Origin of the sequence: Streptomyces sp. NPDC017936, from assembly GCF_044328485.1 — a bacterium.
In the GTDB taxonomy this organism is placed as follows: Bacteria; Actinomycetota; Actinomycetes; order Streptomycetales; family Streptomycetaceae; genus Streptomyces.
The window spans coordinates 1-21383 of sequence record NZ_JBIRHK010000028.1 but is presented as its reverse complement, the minus strand read 5'-3'; the positions used below and the strand labels follow the sequence as shown (position 1 = coordinate 21383).

The following is a 21383-nucleotide window of genomic DNA, read 5'->3' as shown; positions in this document are numbered from 1 at the left end:
GGCGGTCAGTCCTGTCCGGCCAGGAACCGGGCGACGGTCTCGCCGTCCAGTCCGACGGCAATGGCCGCGTTGGCTTCCGTACCGGTGATGTCCACGACCTTGCGCAACTCGCGGGCACGGAGGTCGCGGAAGCGCTCGGCGCTCTCGGGATTCCGGGCGATGTACGCCGTGCAGTTGTGCACGTCCTGCGACGCGTTGTACAGGCGGCGGTGTTGCGACGGCGGGACGTGCACCATGATGGCGCGCAGCTTCTCCTCGTACTCCACAGCCGCGCGCAGGGCGGCGACGATCTCGGGTGCCGCTGTGCCCGCCACGGTCTGCGGGTAGCTGGCCTCGTCCCAGCCCTCGGGCGCGGCGACCTCGTCGTACATCCCCTGGCCGTCCACGTAGCACTGAACGTCGTCCAGCTCGGCGGTCCAGTAGTCGCGGCCATTCTTGCGGACCACGACGTACCTCCGGCCGGCCGGGTCGCGCAGCAGGCTGCCGACCTCCACGGCGTCGGCTGCGGGGACACGGGGTGTGCGGTTCATCTTCAGGTTGCTCATGACGGTCAGCCCTCGGTCCCGAGGGTGGGGACCGTCCGGCCGGCCTCTTTCAGGTGCTGCTCGGCGACCTTCCGGGCCTCACTCACGACGCCCAGCGCGTCCGCCTGCTCGCCCTTCAGGAGACTCCGCGCGATCTCGATACCCAGCTCGGTCATGGCGGTGCTCGCGGCGATGGCCTCGGCCTTCCGCTGCGGGCTCAGGGTGTTGTACGCGGTGGCCTGACCGCGCGCCGCATCGTCGCGGATCTCCTCCACGGCTTCCTCGACGCTGTAGCCCTCGACGTGCACCAGTCCCAAGACCTGCTCCGTGGTCTTCAGCGTCCGCCACGTGCCGTGGGTGGTGTGCAGGATGCTCATGGTGGTCCCCGTTCCTTGGTCGGTGTTCCTTGATTTGATTAAATCATAGGCCCGGCCGGACTACAACCCTTCGGCCCGCTTCTGCGTCACGTAGTCGGTGAGCATGTCGGCCGCCGCGTACATCTCTTCCGACTGCTTGATCACCTCGTCGTCGTGGAAGTCCGGGGAGCCGACACCCACCGCGATCTCGGAGGCGGCGGCGAAGGCATGATGCGCGGCGAGCAGGGCTGCGGCCGCGACGGACATCTGCTGCGAGGCGTGCGGCACCTGCACGATGCCCTGCCGGGCGAACTCGGACAGACTCCGGAGCTGTGCGGCCGTGTTGGCCAGCATCGACGGGACGTCACGTTCGTAGGCGGCGAACCACCCCTTCTGCACGTCCGTCTGCAACGGCCCGCCGCGCAGCCCTTCCTCGACCTGCGCCACGAGGCCCTTGAGCATCCCGAGGTACTGCGCGGCGTAGCCCGCGTCCCCCATCGGATGCTGCGCGCCAGCCGGCCTGCGGACGTCCAGCCCGGTCTCCAGTGAGTCGATGGCGCGCTTCACCCGGCGGGCCTCGGGCAGCGGGACGGCGTGCGTGCGGGCGCCCCGGGGTTCCTCGGTCGTCATGGTCCGCAGGCTATCGGCTGCCACCGACAGCCGGGGCTCAACTCAGCAGACGTTCCACAATCGGGCCGGCGTCCTCGTTGACGTACTGCACCACGATGGACACGGTCTCCATGGCCTCGTTGGTGAGGGTGCGGCCCTCGTAGGCGGACGGGGTAACCAGGCCGCTCCACTCCCCGCCCGGCACGCGGACGACCGCCGACGCGAGGACGGCCGGCCGCTTGGTCTCGCGCGGCTCCTCCAGCTCCGGGAACGGGGCGTCGTAGCGCTCGGCCTCCCAGTCCTGCCAGGCGTACGGGAACTTCTTCTCGCCTGCGTACAGGTGGTGGTGGCGCAGGGGCACCCGGACCTCGGCGTACAGCGCGTGATCGTAGTCATCCCGGTGCAGGGTGACGCCGTGCAGGTCCGGACGGCACCGGACATAGCCTGGCGCCATCACCGGTGAGGTCGCCACCCGCCAGGCGTGCACAGCGAACTCCGCCGGGTCCTTGACAGGCGCCGGCTCGTCCCGCCAGGCGTCGCGGAACAGGCTGGCGTTCAGCCGCAGATACTCGCCGAACCGGGAGAACCCATCGCTGGCCCGCTCCAGGTCGTAGCTCCGGTCCACGCGCACCAGGCGCTGGTCGGTCCACTTAGCGCTCATCGCCGGGCCTCCCGTGCTCCGGTCTGGACGCCGTCCAGGAAGGCGTACGCGTCGGAGAGGGACATCGGGGACTGTCCGCTGCTGCCGACGTGGAGCGCGTACTTGTCGTCACCCAGATTGATGACGTTGATGCGCAGCCCGGTCTCCTCGGCAGCGACGCCCGCCACCCATTCGAGCTGGAGGTGCGGCGGCCATTCCGGGTTGTAGGGCGGCTGGTGACTGCCGTCGGGGTTCCTGGTGACGTCCATGGGCCGCAGGCTATCGGCTGCCACCGACAAGCCGGGCGTGATCCGCGCGGTTCGCCTGCGGGGTATCCGCGCCGTGTGCCATAGTGAGTCCCGCCGGGCGACCGGCAGTCCCCGCGTCAGCGGGGATGGACCGCATGAGTAGAGCAGCGTCTCTTGCTCCCCGCGTACGCGGGGGTGTTCCGTTTCAGTGCTCGACCTCGTCCCCGCGTCGGCGGGGAAACAGAAGCCCCGCCCGGGAACGGGCGGGGCTTCGTTGCGTGCGGCGTCTCTCAGGCCCATTCCCGCGAGGCGAGCAGGGCCGCGCCGGCCCACACCGCGCCCCACACGAGGAACGGGGCCGGGACGCCGACGGTGAACGCCACGGCGGCCGTGAGGGCGGCGGACAGCCATCCGGACACGCACCACGGACAGCTCACCAGCTCCGCCAGCCAGTGCGGGCTCCACTTCGCCCGGCGCACGTACCTGTTCAGCTCACCGTCGATGACCGCGAGGGTGCCCAGCGCAGGATGCCGGATGAACCCTTCCTCTTCCCGTGGACGTCCCGGCGCCCACTTCTCCTGCTCCGGTTCGGTCAGGGGGCGCCAGCCGCCGGCGAGGCGGTCGCGCAGCCAGAGCACCGGCGGGAACGTGTCCTTCACGGCGAGGCGGGAGGCGCGGTAGGCGGCGAGGATCATGCAGGCGATGAGCAGCCAAGTGGGCACGGTCTGGGCTCCAGGGTCCGTGGACGGGACGCCCTGTCGGGCGACGAGTTGGAGGTGGCCACCAGGCCGAGCGCCCCGCCGTAGGGGAGACGTTCCGCCAGGTGGCCGGGTTGCGTCAAGCCACCAGCTTGCCGGGAGGGGATACGACTGCCGGGACCGGCGCCGTGACGTTGGGCCTGGTGACGACCCAGGCGACGAGCAGCATGACGGCGCCGACGACCTGCGCCTGCGTCTCGGCGCCCCACTCGAACGCAAAGTAGGAGGCCAGCGAGACGCCGGCGACCACGAGGCCGTTGACGGCCGCGATGATCCCGTCACCGACCTGCACGGCGACGATGACGCCGAGGACGGCCGCGACGACGGCCGTGATGATGGACTGAAGCTGCGCGTCGAACCCGAGCCCGAACGCGGAGAGGATCTGCCACACCGCGCCGACTGCGGCCAGCCACACCGCCGGCTCCCGCCCGTAGACCTTGCCCATGATTACCTCCGGTTCACCGCTCGGTCCGGGCCAGCGCCCGGTCCAGCTTTGCCTCGATGCGCTCCAGGTCCCGGGCGTCGGCCTTGAACATCAGGTGCTTGGCGCCGAGCAGCAGGACTGCCTGGAACACCAGTTGCAGCCACTCGCTCTGCCAGTTCTCGAACGTCGCGGACCAGAACTCCACCCAGCCCTTGTCGTGGATCTCCGGCTGCATGGCCCATGCCTGGCCGGCCCACGACCCGGCGAACAGCAGGGCGAGGATGTAGACCGCTCCCCAGTAGCGGAAGTGCCGCACGGCGTCCCTCCCGAGATAGACCAGGGCAGGGTAGGGCAGATCCGCCGATTCACCATCTCACCCGATGGTGCGCGTGGCCGTCGCCAGGCCCTTGGACGACGTCGTGCCGGTCATCGTCGGCTTGACGATCCGCTGGTGCCAGGCCGGCCACACCATCGCGTCCAGCCGGTCCGGGGACCAGTCCAGCTCGTCGTACCAGGTGCACATCTGGTCCTCCAGCTCCGGGAACTCCCCGGCCAGGTGCCAACGGCCCTGCTCGGACAGCGCGCTGACGGGTTCCGCGCGCACCTTCTTCCCCCGCGTCGCGCGCACCACCTTGATGGGGATGTTGATGCCCATGGCGTCGGCCGCCGCGCGGATGGTGTTGACGGCCATGTCCCCGCCGAAGTTGGTCTCCACGCAGATGTCGTCCGCCTCGTGGTCGACGGCAGCCTGCACGGCCCGGCGGCCCCAGCCGTCCGGGGAGAGGTGGCAGGTGCGGTCGGCGAGGACGTAGCCGTGGGCGAGCTGTGCGGGGCGCTCCCGGCCGTTGACCACCCGCAGGTGTTCCACCATCGCCTTGCCCACCACGATGATGCCCTGTTCGCCCCGGCCGCCCGACGGGTCCACGCCGACCGACTTGCGCACCAGGGGCGGCAGGTCGCTGGGGCGCACCCGGTGGTTGTCGATCATGGCGCGGGTCCACAGCGCGTTCTCGTCCTGGTCGATGATCTCGGCGTGGAGTTCCTGCCGGCCGATCTGCGTTCCGGAGTAGGCGTCCTCGAGCGCGTCCCGGATGTGCTGGGGCAGGTGAGGGTTGTCGTACATCGACGCCCGGGACAGGACGACGTTGGGCACCCCTCCGGACGACAGTTTCTTGATCAACGCCCGGGGCTTGGGGGTGGTTGAGGCGACCCAGTGGGGCCTCGGCCCCGTGCGCAGACCGAAACGCATCTGGTCCCAGGTGTCGTCCAGGTACCGCCACGCGGCCATCTCCTCGAGCCAGGCGAGGCACCGGTTGCCGCCCGAGCGCAGGCGCTCGATGCTGCCCGGGTCGTCCGCACCGAACACCTTCGCCTCGGACCCGTTCGGCCACCGGATGACCGTGCCGCCCTGGACGGTGACCATCCTCGCCTCGGGGCTGTGCACCCGGAGGCCCGACGGACCGGCGTAGCAGGACGTGGCCGCGTCGCCGAGGGTCGGGGCGATGATGCCGACCCAGTGCGGGACGGGGCCGGGCAGGCACGGCGGGCCCATGACGTGCTCGTGGACGTACCGGGCGCAGGCGTCCGTCTTGCCGGCGCCACGGCCCGCCAGGAGCAGCCAGCCGTACCAGTCGCCGGGCGGCGGGACCTGGTGGGGCAGCGGGGTCCATCGCGGCTGCGTGAGGGTGGCCGCGTGCATCAGCAGCTTCTCCGCCGCACTGCGGCTCAGCATCCGGTCCACCATGCCCGCCATTGTCGGCTGTGCGGCGGCGCGCGGTTTCCGGAGCGTGACAGAGCCCGCCTCCACGGGGACGGGGAGGCGGGCTCGATGCCGGTTGGAGCCAGCGGCCCGAGTCTACGCGGCCTCGCCGTTGTTGTCCGGGATCCGCAGCACCTGGCCGGGGAAGACGAGGTCCGGGTCGTAGACCTTGTCCCGGTTGGCGTCGTACAGCCGGCGCCAGTCGGGGAAGCCGTGGACGGCGGCGATGGCTGACAGGTTGTCACCGGGGCGCACGGTGTAGCGGCCGGTGGCCATCCTCGCCGCCAGGGACGAGCCGGCGTCCCGGCCCTTGTCCCGCTTCGGCGCGGCCGGCTTCTCGTCCCGGCCCTCGGGCACCACCTGGACGACGACCGAGACGCCGGCCGGCCGGACGACGCCGGTGAAGTGCGAGGCGTACCAACCGGACCGCCACGGCGCGACCTGCACGGCCTTGCCGGGGCGCGGCGCCTCGATGATCTTCCCGTCGCCGATGTAGAGCGCGACGTGCCGGGCGCCGTTGTAGACGACGAGGTCCCCGGGCCGCACCTGCGAAGCGGGTACGCGGGCGAGGCCGGCCCACTGGGCCTGCGAGGTGCGGGGTATGGCGACGCCGGCGGAGCGCCACGCGGCCTGCGTGAGCCCGGAGCAGTCGTAGGCACCGGGGCCGGTGGCGCCGTAGACGTACGGCTTGCCGAGGGCTCCCCGGGCGAAGGCCACGGCCCTGGCCGCGACGCCCTGGCCCACCGTCTTGGGCTTCGCCTTGGGTGTGGACGTCTTCACCTCCGGCGCGGCTCCGCCCCGGGCGAGGCCCGCGCGGGCGCCGCACACGGGCCAGGCGCCGGGGCCCTGTCCGGCGAGGACTCTTTCCGCCACGGTGATCTGCTGCGCCTTGGTCGCCAGGTCGGCCCGGGACGCGAAAGAGCGGCCCCCGTAGGCCGCCCATGTCGACGCGCTGAACTGAAGTCCCCCGTAGTACCCGTTCCCCGTGTTGATCGACCAGTTGCCGCCGGACTCGCACTTGGCGACCTTGTCCCAGGTCTCCAGGCTCGCCGCCTGGGCCGGGGTGCCGGTACTGAGCAGTGTCACGACGGCGCCCGTCGATCCTAGGATCGCGGCGCCGGACACGGACATGCTGCGGTGCTTGGCCATGGGTGACCACCTCCGGCCGGGCACGGTACGACGAGGTCACGAAACGGCCAAACGACTCAGGTGGACGCCGGCTCGGGCAGCAGGCCGTGCGCGCGGGCCCGGCGCAGGGCCTCGGTGCGGCGGGTGTCCTTGTCCATCCAGGCCACATCCAGGCGCCGGTAGACCTCGCTCAGCCGGGACGAGCAGGTGCCCGGATGCAGGTTCAGGCGCCGGGCGGCCTCGGAGAGGGACGCACCCGCCTCCAGCTCCACCAGGATCCTCACCTGTGTGTCGGACAGGGTGACCGGGCGGGCCGTGCTGGGGACGGAGTCCGGCGGCTGGACGCCGAGGATCCCACGCATCCGGGCTTCCTTCAGCGCGGCCTCGCGGCGCACCGACTGCGGCAGATGGTCCACGCCGAGGGCGAGGTAGACGGACGCCGTGAGGGCCTTGATCCGGTGCTGGCTGACACCCCATCGGGAGCACAACTGCTCCACCGTGCGCCCGGCGGCGAACGCCCGCAGCAGTTTCGTCTGCGGCTCTGTGAGCCGGACCCGGCGGGTCTTCAGCGCGGCCTCGGCCTCCACCCGTTCGCGGTTGCCGCGCTTGCAGGCCGCGCAGATGGTCTCGTCCCGCTTGATGTGCTTGCGGTAGGCGGCCAGGGTGCCGCAGTCCGCGTACGGGCCGATGTGTCCGTTCAGCAACCCGTTGCGGACGGCCTGCGCGGCCGTGGCCGCGTCGAGCAGACGGAAGATGCGCGTGCAGGCGCTCTTGATTCCGCCGGGCGTCTCCCCGGGGATCTCCCGGACGATGTCCTCCCGGGTGTACCCCGTGGACAGCAGCCACAGGATGCGCCGCTGACGGTCGGTGAGGACGGCGAAGGTCCGCCTGGGCGGGGTGTCCATGGTCGGGCGGCTCCCTCCGTAGATTGGTGTGGACCCCGGGCCACGTCCACTGGCCCGGGGTCCTTGTCGTCCGGCGTCGCCCGGGTCGGATCCTCCGGTACGGCCGGGACACTCTCATTTAATTAAATCCCCCTACAGTGATTTATCTAAACCACTGCGGGGCCAGTCGGCCGACCAGACACCCCGGCGCCATAACCGGGTGCTCACAAGGCCAGCCACTCGGGATGCCTCAGGGTCCAGTGCACCGTGCGCGCCAGCGACTCCTCCAGCGGCACCGGCGGCTTCCACCCGAGCCGGGCCAGCAGCGAGCCGTCCAGGGCGTAGCGCAGGTCGTGGCCGGGCCGCGAGGCGTGGAAGGACACGCGCTGAATCAGGCCGTCCACGGCGCCCTCGTCCAGCCCGAGGATCCGGCCGACCAGGTGCACCATCTCGATGTTGTCCACCTCGCGCTCGCCGACGATGTGGTACCTCTCGGGCCGTGTGGAGGCGCCGTCGCGGTAGCGGGCCGGCCCCGTGGCGATGCGGTACGTCTCGCCGCTCATCGTCGTCACGTCGGGCGCGTCCTCGGTGTACCGGCGGGCCAGGAACAGCCAGGCGTCGGCGAGGTTGCGCGCGTGCAGGTAGAAACGGGAGCCGGGGGTGCCGTCGGGCGCGGTGTGCACCGTGATCGGCAGACGGTCGCGCAGGCCGCGCACCACCATGGGTAGGAACTTCTCCGGGTCCTGCATCTCCCCGATGATGTTCATGGTGTTGGTGATGACCACCGGCACGTCGTAGGTCCGCCAGTAGCTGACCGCCACCGCCTCCTGCGCCGCCTTGGATGCGCTGTACGGGTTGGACGGGATAACCGGCTCCCACTCGGTGTGCCGGTGCTCGCCGTAGGCGGGGCCGTACACCTCGTCCGTGGACATCTGGAGCAGCACCCGGGGCTCGATGGCCCGCGCGACCTCGAGCACGTTGAGCATCAGCGCGACGTTGTTCTGAACGAAGCCGGCCGGGTCGGCGATGGAGCGGTCCACGTGGCTCTCGGAGGCCACGTTCATGATGACGTCGCAGCCCTCGAGCAGGTGCAGCGTCAACGGGTCGGCCGGGGCGCGCATGTCCCAGTGGACGATGTCCACGCGGTCGGCCCAGTCGGTGTCGCACACCGCCGAGGCGACGCGTGCGGGAAGTCCCTTGTGGCGGAACGACACCGGGCAGACGATGTCCCAGTCCGTGTGGGCGAGCAGATGGCGCAGAACGTGGCTTCCGACGAAGCCCGACGCACCGGTCAGCAGAACGCGCACGGCGCCCCCTGTCTCCTTGGTCCGTGATCCGTGGCCGCAGAGTAGCCACGGACAGGGAAATCGCCGAACGGCCTCGGAGACACGAAAGAACCGCCCGGTGCGGCGCCGGGCGGTTCCTCAGTGCGGGTACGTGGACAACGCTCCCGGTGGTCCACTTACCCGTGGGGAGCAGCGGCTACGCCTCGCCTCACGACTCCTCCGTCTCGCCGACGACCTCGCCCTCGATCGTACGCAGGTGCGCGCCGGCGGCCTCGAGCATCCGCTGCCGCTGCGCCGGCTCCATCTCCACCGCGTTGGCGCCGGCCAGGATGGCCTCCACCACCACCGTGGTCTCCTCGTCCACGCGGCGGTCCAGGGCGATGGTGAGCTTCTCCGAGGCGTCCGTGCCGTCGATCTTGGCCTGGCGCTCCTCGATGCGCATGAGCCGGTCCACGGCCGCCAGCACGGGGCCGTCGTCGCGCATCGGCTGGCCGTCGGGGCCGTTGACGATCTGCCCGGCGTGCAGCACGTAGTGGGGCCGGGCGAGGACCGCGTAGACCTGGCGGCGCAGGCCGTCCAGCCGCATCCGCGCCGCCTCGCGGTACTCCTCCAGCCCCATCGACAGTTCCTTGTTGGCCTGCTTCAGCGCGCGGGAGACGTCCACGCAGGCTGCGGCGGCCGACGGCTGGCCGTCGGAGTCCAGGTAGGCCGGGGCCATCTGCTCGGCGACCTGCTGCCAGGACAGGCCCCGGTTCTTCAGCTCGATGGCTCTCGCCCGGCGTTGCGCCACCATCGCCCGGTGGCTGGGCTGCTGGTTGGGCGGGTCACCCTTCGCCATGGTCCTTAGCCTCCCTAACGATTAACGGCTCACCAGCCCCGCCGCGCACCGCGCGAAGGCGTACCGATGATGTCGAACAGGTCTGCGCGCTCCTCCCGGTCGCTCAGGTAGACGCCGGTGAACGAGGCGGTCACCATCACCGCGCCCGGCTTGCGTGCCCCACGGTGGGCCAGACAGCCGTGCTCGGAGCGGATCACGCAGGCGGAGCCGAGGGTGTCCAGGTGCTTGTCGAGCACGTCGGTGATCTGCTTGGTGAGCTGCTCCTGCGTCTGGAGCCGGCGCGCGTACACGTCCAGGACCCGGGGCAGCTTGGACAGCCCCGCCACCCGTGCGCCCGGGGAGGGCAGGTAGGCGATGTCCGCCGTGCCGGTGAACGGCAGCAGGTGGTGCTCGCACACGCTCGTGAACTCCACGCCGGTCACGGCAATGGGCTGCCCCGGATGGTCGACGTCGAACGTCCGCCCCAGCAGGGCGCCGGCGTCCTGTGCGTACCCGGCGGTGAACTCCTCCAGCGCCCGCAGCATCCGGTCCGGCGTGCCCGCCAGGGCCTCGGAGTCGGGGTCCAGTCCCCGGCCGGCGAACCAGGCGCGCAGCGCCTCGGTGAAGGTCTCGCTCATCGGCCCCTCTCATCTCCCCACGCGTGCACGTGCAGCCGCGTGGTGACGTTGAATCCGGCCGCCACCGCCGGGTCGGCGATGGCGGCGAGGTGGCGGGACAGGGTGGCGGAGTCGGTCCCCTCGGGCATCACCCACACCCGCCGGGCCGGGATGCCGTGCGCGGCCACCAGCTCCTCCTCCGCCTCGGCGACGTCGTCGGCGTCGCGGCAGACGACCTTGAACACCGCCTTCCCCGTGGCGGCCAGCGCCTTGAGCGCCGGGCCGTTGATGCGCCGCTCCCGGGCCACCCCCGAGTGCCCCAGCTTCGGGGACACGATGAAGCGGGCCAGCAGCCGCACCGACTCCCCGGTGGGCTCCACCGTGCCGTTCGTCTCCACCTCCACCCGCACGCCGGCGCCGGTCAGGCCGCGCAGCACCGCGCCCCAGCCGGGGTAGCCCTGCTGGAGCAGGGGTTCACCGCCCGAGACGATGACGAACCTCACGCCGGTGTCCAGCAGCCGCCCGACGACGGTCTCCGCGCCCATGCGCGTCAGCTCGGCGCGCAGGTCGTGCCGGGAGGCGTCCCACGTCCACGCGGAGTCGCACCACGTGCAGGTGAGGTTGCAGCCGCCCAGGCGCAGGAAGGAGCAGCGCTGCCCCAGCGTCGGGCCCTCGCCGGACACGGTGGGCCCGAATATCTCGGAGACGACCAGGGACGGCCGCGCCGGGCCGCTCACGGCTGCTCCCCGGTCCACGACGCCTCGTTGACGGCCGTCTCGCGCACGTCCACGTTCACCACGCGGGCGCCGTCGGCGTGCGGCACCGTGGCGAGGATCCCCGAGGCGACGGACGCCAGCAGCTCCGCCGTCGCCTCCACGGTGGGCCAGCCGTCCTCGAACTCGAACACCTTGCAGCCCATGGAGCACAGCACGGGGCGCAGCGGGTCGTCGGTGCCGAGCATCGCGCCGTGGTCCAGGTGGGTGTCGATCCACTCGCGCACGGCCCGCTTGAAGGCACCGAACTCCACGACGATGCCCTCGCCGTTCAGCGCCGGCGCCGCCACGGTGATCTCCGCCCACCAGGAGTGGCCGTGCAGGTTGAAGCACTTGCCGCCGAGGTGCGGCAGCCGGTGCGCCGTCTCGAAATTGTGCCGGACCGTCACACCGTTCATGCCGCGTACTCCGTCGGGTCTGTGAGGCCGGCGTCGGCGAACGCCTCTTTCCGCTCGGTGCAGGTGCCGCAGGTCCCGCAGTGCACCTCGCCGCCCTTGTAGCAGGACCAGGACATGTGGACCGGCGCCTTGATGCTGTCCGCGTAGGCAGCTATCTCCGTCTTCGTCATGTGGACGAACGGGGTGGCGATCTGCGGGACGTGCATCCCGGCGAGGGCGACGGCCGCCATCTCGCGCAGCGCCTCCACGAACTCCGGGCGGCAGTCCGGGTAGACGGCGTGGTCGCCGGCGTGGACACCCAGACCGATCAGCTCCGCACCCCGGGCCGAGGCCACCCCGAGGGCGATGGACGCCATGATGGCGTTGCGGTTGGGCACCACGGTCGACTTCATCGACTCCTCCGCATAATGCCCATCGGGGACGTCCACGCCCGGGTCGGTCAGGGCCGTGCCGGGCAGCAGCGGAGCGACGGAGGACAGGTCGACGACGTGGTGCTCCGCGCCCAGGTATCCGGCGATCCCGGCCGCCGCCTCCAGCTCGCGCCGGCGGTGGCGCTGGCCGTAGTTGAACGACAGCAGGAGCAGGTCGTAGCCCTTGGACGCGTAGCGGGCGGCCAGGGTCGTGGAATCCATGCCCCCGGAGAACGAGAGCACGGCGAGGGGTTTGATCACGGAGTGTCCTTCCGTAGGTCGGCGGCGATGGCGTACGCGGCAGGAATGAAGTTGCTGACGGTCGTGTCCGCGAGGAACAAGCAGGTGCCCCGGGAGGTCCAGCCGGGTGGCGGGGCGACGTCGTGGCGGCGCTGGAGCCACCGGCCGAGGCGATGAAAGGCGACAGCCGGCGTGCCGCGCAGCAGAACGTCCTCACGGCGGAACTGCTCGGGCGGCTTGCCTGCCTTCAACGCGAAGCCCGGACGGGAGACGTCGTCCGGGTCGACGCCGTGCCCGCGCAGCAACGGGGCAAGCTTGCGAGCCTCGCCGGGGCGCCCCACGTATATCTGCCGGATGCGTGCTGAGCCCTCGTCCCACAGACGTAGCGAGCCGAAGCGAGCGCCGAGGGACCAGGTGGACGAGTCGACAGAGTAGAACGGCAGGGCAGCCATGGCGGTGACGTTGGTCTGGCCGAAGCCGTGGAAGACGGTGCCGTGCTCAGCTCCGATGCGGAAGCACCGGACCAGCCAGCGCATCACCTCGCCGTACATCCGGGTGTACGGGACCATTCCGCCGAGGGCGACGTACGGGTACCGCGCACACAGCTTCTCCAGCCGGCTCCACGGGGAACCGGTGTGGAAGACGGGGAGCACCCGGAGCCCCATGTCCTCCAGCGCGAGCGTGTTGCGCTGGGTGGCGTCCGGGTCGCCGATGACGTCCAGGGTGGCGGCCGTGGTGAGGACCCCCTGCCAGTCCTTCAGCCAGGCCGCGTAGTCAGCGAGGCGGATCGTCGTGCCGAGGGTGGCGGCGGAGAAGGCGCCCGAGTCGGCGAACACCTCGGTGGGTCCGCCGTAGGCGTCCACGATCCGCTGGAGGTCGGTGGTCCGGCCGTAGTGGAACGACATCAGGAAACGGAACACAGCTCACCCCCGAGGGTGCGCGCGGCGAGGACGAGCTGCTTGCGGTCCACGAAGGCGAGGAACAGGCAGGTGCCGGTGGTCGTCCAGCCGGGCGGGGCCGGGACTGCGTGCCGCTGCTCCAGCCACTGCCCGAGGCGCTGGAAGGCACGCATGGACGTCGCCCGCATCATGTCGTACTCGACCCGGTGCTCCTCGGCGGTGCGGTGACTGGTGTGGGCGAAGCCCGGCCGGCCGACGACCGCCGGGTCCGCGCCGTGGTCGCGCAGCAGTCGGGCGTGCCTCCGGGCCTCCGCCGGCACGCCGGTCTGAAGCCGCATCACCACCGTGTGCCGTGGGTCCCACAAGGCCATGCCCCCGTACTTCGCCCCGGTTATCCACGTGGAGGAGTCCGCGCTGTAGAACGGCAGGGCCGCGAGGGTGGCCGCCCGCGTCTGGCCGAAGCCGTGGAAGACGGCGCCGTGGTCGGCGGCGATGCGGAATGCCCGGATGAGCCAGCGCATCACCTCCTGCGGATACTTCGTGTGCGGGACCATGCCGCCCAGGGCCAGGTACGGGTACGCCCTGCACAGCCGCTCCAGGACGGACCAGGGCGTGCCAACGTGGAAGGTGGGCAGGACGCGCAGTCCAGCGCCTAGCAGGGCCTCGGTGTTGCGGGCCGTGGCGTCCGGGTCGCCGATGACGTCCAGGGTGGCCGCCGTGGTGATGACCGGGGACCACTCCTCCAGCCAGGCCGCGTAGTCCTTCAGGCGCACCGTGGCGCCGGTGGTGGCGACGGAGAACGCACCCGAGTCGGCGAACACCTCCACCGGCCCGCCGTAGGCCGCGCGCAGCTCGCCCACCAGCTCCGCCAGGTCGACGCTGCGAAAGAAGGCGTAGGAGAGCAGGCAGCGCAGCGGTGTCACGCGGCGTTCCTCACCCGCTGCACCAGCGCCATGAAGCGCACCGAGTCGTCGGACGGGTCCTCGCAGTCCTTGGTCAGCTCCATGAAGTCGTCGCGCACGGCCGGCGGGACGCGCACTCGGATGACCGGCCACAGGTCGGTCTCCTGCGGCTCCCCGTACTGCTCGGCGAGGTCGTCCAGGGACGGAGGTGCCTCGGGCACCGCCGGCGTGGCGGCGAACAGGTCGGCCTCGCTGGCGCTGTAGCCGGTGCCCACCAGGTCGCCGTCGAATGTGGCGAGGATGGCGTCGAGGGCCTGCTGGTCGTAGTCGCCCTCGTCGGAGGCTTTGTTGTCCACCACGTTGATGCGCCGGGCTGTGGCGTCGTCGCACTCGATGAGGTGGGCGAGCGCGGTCGGGTCGTCCTTGTCCACGGCGATGCAGAGCTGGCACGGCCGGTCGTTGGACAGCTCCCAGTCCGCGCAGGCGTCGCGGCCGTCCTCCTCGTGGCGGAGCAGCCCGAGGAAGGTGTGGTTCCCGGCGAGGATCGTGAACGTCCCGTCCTTGCGGCGCACGGTGAGCGGCTTGTACTGGCCGTTCGCGCGCAGGGAGTCCAGGATCAGCTCCACGTTGCCCCGGCGCGCGTTGCCCGGGAACGGCTCGAGGTCTTCCAGGGGAACCCGCTCGGTTCCAACGGTCGTGAGCATCGCTGCACCCTCCATGGTCCGACGTCGCGGCGATGTTAAGACCGGAACAGACCATGATCGTTCCGGTGCGTGTCGGTTCAGGCGGGCGGGCCGACGAGGGCGGAGGCGGTGAGGGTCAGGCCGCCGCGCGGGCGCTGCACAGCCCTCACCTGCACGGCCCGCCCGAGGACACCCGACAGGTCCCGGGCGATCGTCGCGGCGATATCCTCGGCGTACAGGCCCCGGTCCCGGAACGACCAGAGGTACAGCTTCAGGGACTTGGACTCCAGCGACCGGCCGTCGGGCACGAACCGGATCGTCAAGGCGTAGACGTCCGGCTGGCCCGTCACCGGGCACACGGCCTGGAATTCTTCCGTGGCAAACTCCACGTCGCCCGTCTCCGGGTGGACGTCCACGACGTCCACGTCCGCAGCGTCGATCGGCGCGGTGTGGCTGCGGCCCAGGTACCTGGTCATGCGGCGGACTCCTCGGGTCGCGGTCGCGGGGCTTCGGGCGCGCCGTCGTCCACCAGCGGCTCCATGCGGGTGGCGAAAGTGGCGTTCAGGTCGTCACGCATGGACGCGAGCGACAGGACACACGCGGCCTGCCAGGTGCGCGGCATGTCGGGGTGCAAGTCGGGCAGGCGGGCCACCTGTCCGCTGGGCAGGTAGAAGGATCCGAACTCGGCGATGCGGCCAAGGTGGTTGTTGTCCAGGGACACCACGTCATCGCCGAGGATGGCGAGATACTTGCGCTGGTTGGCCCAGGACCCGCCCAGCAGATGCACGCGCCGGCCGGCCAGCGCCTCGGCGGGCATCGGGGTGCCGCCGTAGGACGTGGGCACAGAGAAGCCGACCACGTACTCCTCGGGGATCCGGTCCAGACAGTCGTACTTGGGGATGATGATCACGTGGTCCGCGTGCTCGGCGACCTCGGAGGCCATCTCCAGGATCCGCTCCAGCGGGTAAAACTCGACGCCTGCGGCCTCGCACTGCGCCTTCGTCATCACATCGCGCACGGTGGCGTACTTCGGCTTCGTCTCCGCCACGGCTGCCACGTGCTTGGCGTGGTCGTAGTCATGCCACTCGTTGTCCATGAAGCCAAGGCGCAGGTTCGGCATGCGGCGGTTCAGCAGTCGCGCCGCGCTGAGGGCGGTGGAGATGATGCCCGGCTGGAACCCCATCTCGTACCCGGCCATGGTCGCGCAGAAGAACCGGGAGTTGGAGAAGATCACGTCCAGCGGAACGTGCCGGGCGAGTGTGCGGCCCGATGGCGCCGCCTGCGGTTCGGCGGATAGTACGTCCCTCGCCTGCTCCAGCTCCCGTGCCTGGCCCGCCTCCCATGCCGGGCCCGCCGCGTCGGTGGCGACCGAGTCCACGTCGTACGGGTCGTACCCGGTGCCGGCGAGGTCGTCCATGGACGCGAGCAGCACGGCCAGGGCCTCGGAGTCGTAGTCGCCTTCGTCGGCGGCCTTGTTGTCCACCAGGTTGATCCGCGTGGCGGTGCCGTCGTCGCACTGGACGATCTCGCACCTGGCCGCCGTGTGTCCGAGGCGTTGAAGTGCCTGGAGTGTGTGGTTTCCGGCGAGGACGACCAGCGTGCCGTCGTCGCCCTGCCGGACGACCAGGGAGCGGTACTGGCCATTGCGCTCCACGGACTCCGTGATGCGGGCGACGTCCCCGCGCCTCGCGTTGCCGGGGAACGGGGCGAGGTCGGTGAGCGGGACGTCCCTCGTCTCCACGTAGCGCGCCGTCATCCGCACCCCTTCGTTCATGGTCCGACGTCGCGGCGATGGTAGATCCGCAACAGACCATGATCGTTCCGGAGCACGGCGAAGCCCCGGGCCGGGAAGGCTCCGGGGCTTCGCCTGCCGACGGGTCAGGGGTGTGCACGCATCCGCAGGGCGTCCAGGTCCGCCGCCTCGCGCACGGCCAGCGTCCGGGCCCCGTCCGGGGTGAACCGCGACGCCTTGCAGATGACGACCCGGAGGCCGTCGGCCGCCAGTTCCTTCCCCGGGTGAACGGCCAGCAGCCCGCCGTCGCCCACCCGCACCACGCTGCCGCACAGCGCACAGGACACGGCGGTCGGCTGTATCCGGGGCGGAACCGCTGTCCCGCGCCGTTCATCCCTGAGCATCGTCCGTTCTCCCCTCACAACCGCACTCGTCCACGTCGCCGGGCGCCCGGCAGACCATGCCCTTGTGGCCCCGGTGGCCGCAGCCGGGGCACGGCCGGCTCCGCGCGGCCAGGTACGCCCGGAACTCCTCCACCACCGCCCTGTCGCCCGGGGTGAGCCGGACGTTCGGGTTGTTGCCGCAGGGCGGCCCCGGCCGCCGGCTCATGACTCCTCCTCCTCCGCCGGGAACGTCCGGCCGGGGAGGGCGACGCCCTTCATGAAGTTGAGCAGGTCAGTCCGGCACCCGGGGCACAGCTCCCGGTAGTCCGCCGACCCGTCCTCGTTGGGCAGTCGCGGCCGGACCCAGCCGGCCGGCAACTCGGGCCGCGCCGTCGGGATCCCCGGTCCGCAGGTGCCTGCGAACAGCATCACGCTGGACGTCTGCTCCTGCTGCCCGCAGCGGTCGCACTCCAGATGGACGCTCATGCCGTCGCCTCCGGGATCCGCCGGCCGATCATCACGCGCACGTCGCCCCGGTGCACGTACAGGGCGCCCCGGGTGGTGAACGAGGCGTAGTTGCCGCACAGGGGGCAGGTGCCGCCGCCGCTGGCCCGGCCCACTACTCCCGCCCTCCCCGGTTGCGCAGGGACTGCGCGATGCTCTCCATCTCCTCCGCGATGACATCCGCGACATCCTGGCCGTACCGCTCCACCACGTCCGGGTCGGACGACCAGCCGGCCGCCAACACGGACTCCAGGATGAGCCCTGCCCGGAAGTTGGCCTCTCGCCGGGCCTCACGCCTATTCACCGCTCAGCCCTCCACCGGGTTGGCCCGGATCGCGGCCGTGATGGCCTTGAGCGACGGGGTGTCATGCGGGCTCAGCCGCTCCGGGGTGTGGCACAGCCCGAACCGGGTCCGGCGCGCGACGCCGGGGGCGACGAAGTAGGAAAGGTCGTACTGCCAGCCGCCCGGCCGGCCCACCCGGAGGTTCAAGAGGAACCCGTCGTCCCCGGGCGCCCACGCCTGCGCCGTGGTCCAGCCGTTGGCCTCCGCCAGGGCGAACAGGGCGGCGACCGGCTTGGGCAGGGCGTAGCCGGCCGGCGCCTTGTTCACGATGCCCGCCTCCAGCCAGGCCACCGTGACGTCCCGGGCGTGCCGCTCCGCCGGAGTCAGGGCGTTGTCGCGCTCCAGGGCTGCGGCCAGGGTGACGGTCCGGCCGCTGTAGCGGCAGGTGGCCCCGACGCCGTAGGCGTCCCGGATGACCGCGCGCATCTGGGTTCCGTTCGCGTCCCACACCTTCCTCGGCTCGTGGGTGCCCAGCAGGCCGTCACGGACGGACGCCGTGCTGCCGCAAGGGCACCGCGTCTCCACGGTGTGCAGCAGGGTGCTGTACGTGTTCGGCAGCAGGATCTCCGGGTCGTGCCTCTCCCCGGTGGCCAGGCGCTCCAGCGTGGTGGTCATGACGCTTTCCTCAGTTCCTTGGTCTGGACGGCGGCCAGGATGGCCGCGTAGTCGTCGGCCCTCGCCTGCACGTCGCGTATCTCCCGGCCCAGCGCGGTGAACCGGGGCGCGGTCGGCAGGCAGGCCCGTTGCGCTCCGCGCAGGGTCTCGGCCCGGTCGGTGAGCTGAGCGTGCCTCAGCCTCAGCTCGCTCAAGGTCTTCGGGGTCAGAGCGTTCACCGGCTCGTCTCCTTCGTCTGGATCCACTCGTGCACGGGCTCCCAGTGGCGGCCCCGGCCGCCGATGGAACGGTGGACCTCCATGCGCTTGTGCGTGCCGTTGTCCCAGAGCCGGAACCGGTAGGTGGACCGCCCGATCTTCCGCAACCAGCTCTTGCTCTCGTGAGTGCGGGGGCCGATGACCTCACTCTGCTTCGCCATGGCTCAGGCCTCCGTCTCCGGGATCGGCTTGACGTGGGTGAGGGCGATGCAGGCGTCATGCCCGGTGACCCAGACGACAGCGGTGTGCCCGCCGAGGACCGTGGCCGCGCTGCGGGTGCGCCCCTTGATGCCGGCGCCCTCCCGGAAGCCGGTCCAGTAGCGGACCGCCCGACCGATGGAGTGGTGCGCGTTCCAGGCCTCCACGTGCTCGGCCGGCGTCGGACCCTCGTTGGCGACGCGGGAGCCGTTGCGCAGCGCCGCGTCCAGCGACGCGAACTCCCGCCGGTACAGGGCGTGACCGTCGTAGGTGTAGCCGTTCACCTGGAACCGCAGGCCGTCGTCGCTGTAGTCCAGCACGGCCTTGCCGTAGGTGCCGACGACCTCCGGGTGCGCCTCACCCTGCTCGCCCGGCTTCCAGTCGTTGCCGACCCGGTCGGTGTACCGGCGGCGGTCGATGCTCCGCCGGGCCCGCTCGATGCGGTCGATGCCGCGCGCTGCGGCCTCGTACTCCTCGTCCGTCATCCGGTCCTGCCTTCCTTGGTCGTGCCCCGGGCGACCGCCGGGACATTCGATTTAATTAAACCACGGCCAGGGTGCCGGGACAACCCCTCGGGAGCTGTCCCGGCGCCGCGTCACGGGTGGGCCCTCGCCACCAGGTCCGGCTCGCGCTCCCGGATGCGCCGGACCGCCTCGGCCTCGTCCGGCCGGACGAATCCGGGCTCGAGGCAGTCGGACTGCCGGTCAGGCCCGTGCCAGTACGCCGGCCCGGTGTGCAGCCTGACCAGCCACACCACCCGGCCGCACGCCGGGCACAGCTCCTGTCCGATCGTGGTCACGGCTGCCTCACTTCTCGTAGCAGGCGTCCCACGACCAGGCCGCCTTGCTCGCCCCGGCCGTGATCGGCACGCCCTTGAACTCGAACGTGAACGCCTCCAGCACCGCGTCCTTCACGCCGTCTGCCATGTGGTCGGGGACGCACAGGACCACCTCGTCGTGCACGACGCAGCGCAGCCACTCGGTCGCCTCGGGGATCATGTCCACCAGCCGCAGCAGGGCCTCGCACATGATGTCCCGGGCGCCGCCCTGGCCCATGAGCGCTGGCGCCTGCGTCCACGCCCGGTCGGGGTTGCAGCGCATGAGCCGGCCGAACCCGTTGTCCAGCAACTGGCCGGCCTTGCCCCGCTCACGGATCTCGGTCCGCCAGGCGCACAGTCCCGGGAACTGGCTGTTCATCTGGTCGTCGAACTGCTGGGCCACCGTCCGCTCGACACCCTGGCGGAGGACAAGGCTGTCGACGCCCATGCCGTAGTTCCAGCCGTGGCCGGACGCCTTGGCCTTGTCCCGCCACTCGCAGGTGTGCTTCGGTCCGGTGCACCCGCAGTTGCCCCGGCCGAACACGGCATCGGTGACCATGCTGTGCGCGTCCATGCCCGGGGCGAACAGCGCCATGTACGCCGGGTCCTGGCTGTGTCCCGCGACCGCGCGCATGTCGACCTGGTCCAGGTCGAATGCGATCAGCAGCGTGCCGTCGTCGGCGATCATCGGGCGCCGCTGGTGGACCTTGCCGCCGCGCTTGCCCATGTTGGTCACCGACGGGTTGATGTACGCCCACCGGCCCGACGCTTGAAGATCGCCGACCTTCGGGTGCACCCGGTCCCCGACGAGGTGCTTCTGGATCTCCGCGTACTTCTGCACCGAGGACGTCACGGTGACGATGTGACCGGCCATCTCCTCGATGGCGGCCCAGTCCGCGTCCGGGTGGAAGGGGCGGCGGTTCGGGTTGAGCAGGGCGGGCACCTCGCGGGTCTCTTTGCCCTTGCCCACCAGGTACGCGCCTTCACCCATCGCCTCCTTGCTGGTGCTGAGCACCCCGGACGACGTCTTGAGGTAGTACGGCAGGCCCCGGTCGGCGAACGCCCGGATGATGGCCTCACGGCCCTCGTTGGAGGACAGCGGGGACTTGCGCGGTACCTCGGTGAAGACGCGGTTCTTGCCCCGGCCCCGGCCGACCGTCTCGGTCAGCGGCACGCCGCAGTTCTCGTGCAGCCACTCCAGCGACTCCTGCCGCTTGTCCGCCTCGGCCTGCACCAGCCGGGACAGCTCGGGGACGTCCACACGCCAGCCGTTGAACGTCATGCGGTGCTGGAGGTGGGCCACCCGCATCTCGCGCCGGACGTAGTCCGAGGGCTCGCCCAGAGCGCGCCGCACGCCCCGGGTCGCCTTCAGGTCGCCGCTGAAGTACGCGCGGTACTCCGGATCGTCGGCGGGGATCCGGCCGTACCCGATCTCCGCACGCTCGTCGTCGGTCAGCTTGCGGCCGTCGACCTCCTCCGGGGCGTGCTTGATGGCGAGGGCCCGCAGGTTGTCCGTCTTGCCCGGCTGGCCGAGCCGGGCGGCGAGGCCGTCCAGGGAGTAGTAACCCTTGACGGACCACGGCTTCTCACCCTTGGCGCCGGGCGGGTCCACGGTCATGGCCCAGCGCATGGTGTCCACCGTCTTGGCGGCCAGCCTGTCGTAATCGGCGCCGTGGTGCCGGGCGAGAGCCATCAGGTCGAACCCGAGCAGGTTGTGCCCGTAGATCTCGTCCGCGTCCTCCAGCCGCTTGATCAGCTCCGCCGGAGAGTTGACCACGACCTCCTCGCCGTCCTCGGTGACGTAGCCGGACAGGCGGACGTACGGGTCGCCTCCGAGGTCGGTGTGCGTGTGCAGGCGGCCGGCGGAGTGGGTCTCGAGGTCGAACCCGACGCAGCCGCCGGCGCGCGGCGGGGCGGTCTCCGCCTCGGGCGCGGGGGACGGGGCGGGGACGGCGGCCACGGGCGCGTGATCGGGTTCCGCTTCCGCGAAAGGATCACCCGCGAACGGGTCCGCCCCGGGGTCGGTCTGAGGACGTGTACCGCCTGTACCGTGTGCTCCGGTTACCCCTATACGAGAGCCGATTTCACCGTTAACCGGAGTAGGGGGTACAGGCGGTACACCTTCACCCCCGCCCGGGTTGACCTCGTCTTTTTCGCCGGGGTCCTGGAAGCGCACCCC

33 protein-coding genes are annotated in these 21383 nt (G+C 71.2%); all 33 read right to left on the bottom strand.

Annotated features, from left to right (window positions below; translation table 11 throughout):
• Window positions 1-5 precede the first annotated feature (5 nt).
• Window positions 6-545 (bottom strand): hypothetical protein, encoded by a 540-nt coding sequence (locus ACH4F6_RS37715; RefSeq protein WP_397965030.1) that lies wholly within the window; start codon window positions 543-545, stop codon window positions 6-8.
• Window positions 546-550: 5 nt separating this feature from the next.
• Window positions 551-901 (bottom strand): hypothetical protein, encoded by a 351-nt coding sequence (locus tag ACH4F6_RS37710; protein WP_397965029.1) that lies wholly within the window; start codon window positions 899-901, stop codon window positions 551-553.
• A 60-nt stretch (window positions 902-961) separates the two neighbouring features.
• Complete coding sequence (locus ACH4F6_RS37705) at window positions 962-1510, bottom strand: hypothetical protein (protein ID WP_397965027.1); 549 nt, start codon at window positions 1508-1510, stop codon at window positions 962-964.
• Between the two features lie 37 nt (window positions 1511-1547).
• The gene (locus ACH4F6_RS37700) at window positions 1548-2150 is read right to left on the bottom strand and encodes a hypothetical protein (protein WP_397965026.1); all 603 of its coding nucleotides are present in this window, start codon (window positions 2148-2150) and stop codon (window positions 1548-1550) included.
• On the bottom strand, window positions 2147-2398 hold the full coding sequence (locus ACH4F6_RS37695) for a hypothetical protein (RefSeq protein WP_397965025.1): 252 nt from the start codon (window positions 2396-2398) through the stop codon (window positions 2147-2149). Before ACH4F6_RS37695 ends, ACH4F6_RS37700 begins: the two co-directional genes overlap by 4 nt.
• A gap of 269 nt (window positions 2399-2667) precedes the next feature.
• The gene (locus tag ACH4F6_RS37690) at window positions 2668-3099 is read right to left on the bottom strand and encodes a DUF1360 domain-containing protein (protein ID WP_397965023.1); all 432 of its coding nucleotides are present in this window, start codon (window positions 3097-3099) and stop codon (window positions 2668-2670) included.
• Between the two features lie 115 nt (window positions 3100-3214).
• Window positions 3215-3580, bottom strand: coding sequence for a hypothetical protein (locus ACH4F6_RS37685; protein WP_397965021.1), 366 nt, complete (start codon window positions 3578-3580; stop codon window positions 3215-3217).
• A 13-nt stretch (window positions 3581-3593) separates the two neighbouring features.
• Window positions 3594-3875 (bottom strand): hypothetical protein, encoded by a 282-nt coding sequence (locus tag ACH4F6_RS37680; RefSeq protein WP_397965020.1) that lies wholly within the window; start codon window positions 3873-3875, stop codon window positions 3594-3596.
• 57 nt (window positions 3876-3932) lie between these two features.
• Window positions 3933-5303, bottom strand: a complete 1371-nt coding sequence (locus tag ACH4F6_RS37675) for a terminase large subunit domain-containing protein (protein WP_397965018.1) — start codon at window positions 5301-5303, stop codon at window positions 3933-3935.
• A 111-nt stretch (window positions 5304-5414) separates the two neighbouring features.
• Window positions 5415-6467, bottom strand: coding sequence for a transglycosylase family protein (locus ACH4F6_RS37670; protein ID WP_397965016.1), 1053 nt, complete (start codon window positions 6465-6467; stop codon window positions 5415-5417).
• 56 nt (window positions 6468-6523) lie between these two features.
• Window positions 6524-7351 (bottom strand): hypothetical protein, encoded by an 828-nt coding sequence (locus tag ACH4F6_RS37665; RefSeq protein WP_397965015.1) that lies wholly within the window; start codon window positions 7349-7351, stop codon window positions 6524-6526.
• 203 nt (window positions 7352-7554) lie between these two features.
• Window positions 7555-8637, bottom strand: coding sequence for a dTDP-glucose 4,6-dehydratase (locus ACH4F6_RS37660; RefSeq protein ID WP_397965013.1), 1083 nt, complete (start codon window positions 8635-8637; stop codon window positions 7555-7557).
• A 187-nt stretch (window positions 8638-8824) separates the two neighbouring features.
• The gene (locus tag ACH4F6_RS37655; protein WP_397965011.1) at window positions 8825-9454 is read right to left on the bottom strand and encodes a hypothetical protein; all 630 of its coding nucleotides are present in this window, start codon (window positions 9452-9454) and stop codon (window positions 8825-8827) included.
• A 29-nt stretch (window positions 9455-9483) separates the two neighbouring features.
• Complete coding sequence (gene folE, locus ACH4F6_RS37650) at window positions 9484-10071, bottom strand: GTP cyclohydrolase I (protein WP_397965009.1); 588 nt, start codon at window positions 10069-10071, stop codon at window positions 9484-9486.
• Window positions 10068-10787, bottom strand: a complete 720-nt coding sequence (locus ACH4F6_RS37645; protein ID WP_397965007.1) for a 7-carboxy-7-deazaguanine synthase QueE — start codon at window positions 10785-10787, stop codon at window positions 10068-10070. The genes folE and ACH4F6_RS37645 overlap by 4 nt, the downstream gene beginning before the upstream one ends.
• Complete coding sequence (locus ACH4F6_RS37640) at window positions 10784-11221, bottom strand: 6-pyruvoyl trahydropterin synthase family protein (RefSeq protein ID WP_397965005.1); 438 nt, start codon at window positions 11219-11221, stop codon at window positions 10784-10786. Before ACH4F6_RS37640 ends, ACH4F6_RS37645 begins: the two co-directional genes overlap by 4 nt.
• Window positions 11218-11892 (bottom strand): 7-cyano-7-deazaguanine synthase QueC, encoded by a 675-nt coding sequence (queC, locus tag ACH4F6_RS37635; RefSeq protein WP_397965003.1) that lies wholly within the window; start codon window positions 11890-11892, stop codon window positions 11218-11220. The genes ACH4F6_RS37640 and queC overlap by 4 nt, the downstream gene beginning before the upstream one ends.
• A complete protein-coding gene (locus tag ACH4F6_RS37630) occupies window positions 11889-12776 on the bottom strand; it encodes a hypothetical protein (protein WP_397965001.1) in 888 nt (295 codons plus the stop codon). Before ACH4F6_RS37630 ends, queC begins: the two co-directional genes overlap by 4 nt.
• Window positions 12776-13693, bottom strand: a complete 918-nt coding sequence (locus tag ACH4F6_RS37625) for a hypothetical protein (protein ID WP_397965000.1) — start codon at window positions 13691-13693, stop codon at window positions 12776-12778. Before ACH4F6_RS37625 ends, ACH4F6_RS37630 begins: the two co-directional genes overlap by 1 nt.
• The gene (locus ACH4F6_RS37620; protein WP_397964998.1) at window positions 13690-14376 is read right to left on the bottom strand and encodes a ParB/RepB/Spo0J family partition protein; all 687 of its coding nucleotides are present in this window, start codon (window positions 14374-14376) and stop codon (window positions 13690-13692) included. The genes ACH4F6_RS37625 and ACH4F6_RS37620 overlap by 4 nt, the downstream gene beginning before the upstream one ends.
• Window positions 14377-14453: 77 nt before the next feature.
• Window positions 14454-14831 carry a preQ(1) synthase gene (gene queF / locus ACH4F6_RS37615; RefSeq protein ID WP_397964996.1) on the bottom strand — a complete coding sequence of 126 codons (378 nt, stop codon included), beginning with the start codon at window positions 14829-14831 and terminating at the stop codon, window positions 14454-14456.
• Window positions 14828-16111, bottom strand: a complete 1284-nt coding sequence (locus ACH4F6_RS37610) for a DUF6610 family protein (RefSeq protein WP_397964995.1) — start codon at window positions 16109-16111, stop codon at window positions 14828-14830. Before ACH4F6_RS37610 ends, queF begins: the two co-directional genes overlap by 4 nt.
• Window positions 16112-16233: 122 nt before the next feature.
• Window positions 16234-16434: a hypothetical protein gene (locus ACH4F6_RS37605; protein ID WP_397964994.1), complete on the bottom strand. Its 201-nt coding sequence runs from the start codon at window positions 16432-16434 to the stop codon at window positions 16234-16236.
• A 43-nt stretch (window positions 16435-16477) separates the two neighbouring features.
• Complete coding sequence (locus ACH4F6_RS37600) at window positions 16478-16696, bottom strand: hypothetical protein (RefSeq protein ID WP_397964992.1); 219 nt, start codon at window positions 16694-16696, stop codon at window positions 16478-16480.
• Complete coding sequence (locus tag ACH4F6_RS37595; RefSeq protein WP_397964991.1) at window positions 16693-16956, bottom strand: hypothetical protein; 264 nt, start codon at window positions 16954-16956, stop codon at window positions 16693-16695. The genes ACH4F6_RS37600 and ACH4F6_RS37595 overlap by 4 nt, the downstream gene beginning before the upstream one ends.
• Entirely contained in the window at window positions 16953-17090 is a 138-nt protein-coding gene (locus tag ACH4F6_RS37590) for a hypothetical protein (RefSeq protein ID WP_397964989.1), read from the bottom strand. Before ACH4F6_RS37590 ends, ACH4F6_RS37595 begins: the two co-directional genes overlap by 4 nt.
• On the bottom strand, window positions 17090-17278 hold the full coding sequence (locus ACH4F6_RS37585; RefSeq protein ID WP_397964988.1) for a hypothetical protein: 189 nt from the start codon (window positions 17276-17278) through the stop codon (window positions 17090-17092). Before ACH4F6_RS37585 ends, ACH4F6_RS37590 begins: the two co-directional genes overlap by 1 nt.
• Before the next feature lie 3 nt (window positions 17279-17281).
• Window positions 17282-17932, bottom strand: a complete 651-nt coding sequence (locus ACH4F6_RS37580; RefSeq protein ID WP_397964986.1) for a hypothetical protein — start codon at window positions 17930-17932, stop codon at window positions 17282-17284.
• Window positions 17929-18150 carry a hypothetical protein gene (locus tag ACH4F6_RS37575; protein ID WP_397964984.1) on the bottom strand — a complete coding sequence of 74 codons (222 nt, stop codon included), beginning with the start codon at window positions 18148-18150 and terminating at the stop codon, window positions 17929-17931. Before ACH4F6_RS37575 ends, ACH4F6_RS37580 begins: the two co-directional genes overlap by 4 nt.
• Window positions 18147-18350 (bottom strand): hypothetical protein, encoded by a 204-nt coding sequence (locus ACH4F6_RS37570; RefSeq protein WP_397964982.1) that lies wholly within the window; start codon window positions 18348-18350, stop codon window positions 18147-18149. Before ACH4F6_RS37570 ends, ACH4F6_RS37575 begins: the two co-directional genes overlap by 4 nt.
• Window positions 18351-18353: 3 nt before the next feature.
• A complete protein-coding gene (locus ACH4F6_RS37565; RefSeq protein WP_397964980.1) occupies window positions 18354-18872 on the bottom strand; it encodes a hypothetical protein in 519 nt (172 codons plus the stop codon).
• Between the two features lie 110 nt (window positions 18873-18982).
• Window positions 18983-19186, bottom strand: coding sequence for a hypothetical protein (locus tag ACH4F6_RS37560; protein ID WP_397964979.1), 204 nt, complete (start codon window positions 19184-19186; stop codon window positions 18983-18985).
• A 7-nt stretch (window positions 19187-19193) separates the two neighbouring features.
• Complete coding sequence (locus ACH4F6_RS37555; protein ID WP_397964977.1) at window positions 19194-21164, bottom strand: DNA polymerase; 1971 nt, start codon at window positions 21162-21164, stop codon at window positions 19194-19196.
• Between the last annotated feature and the right edge of the window lie 219 nt (window positions 21165-21383).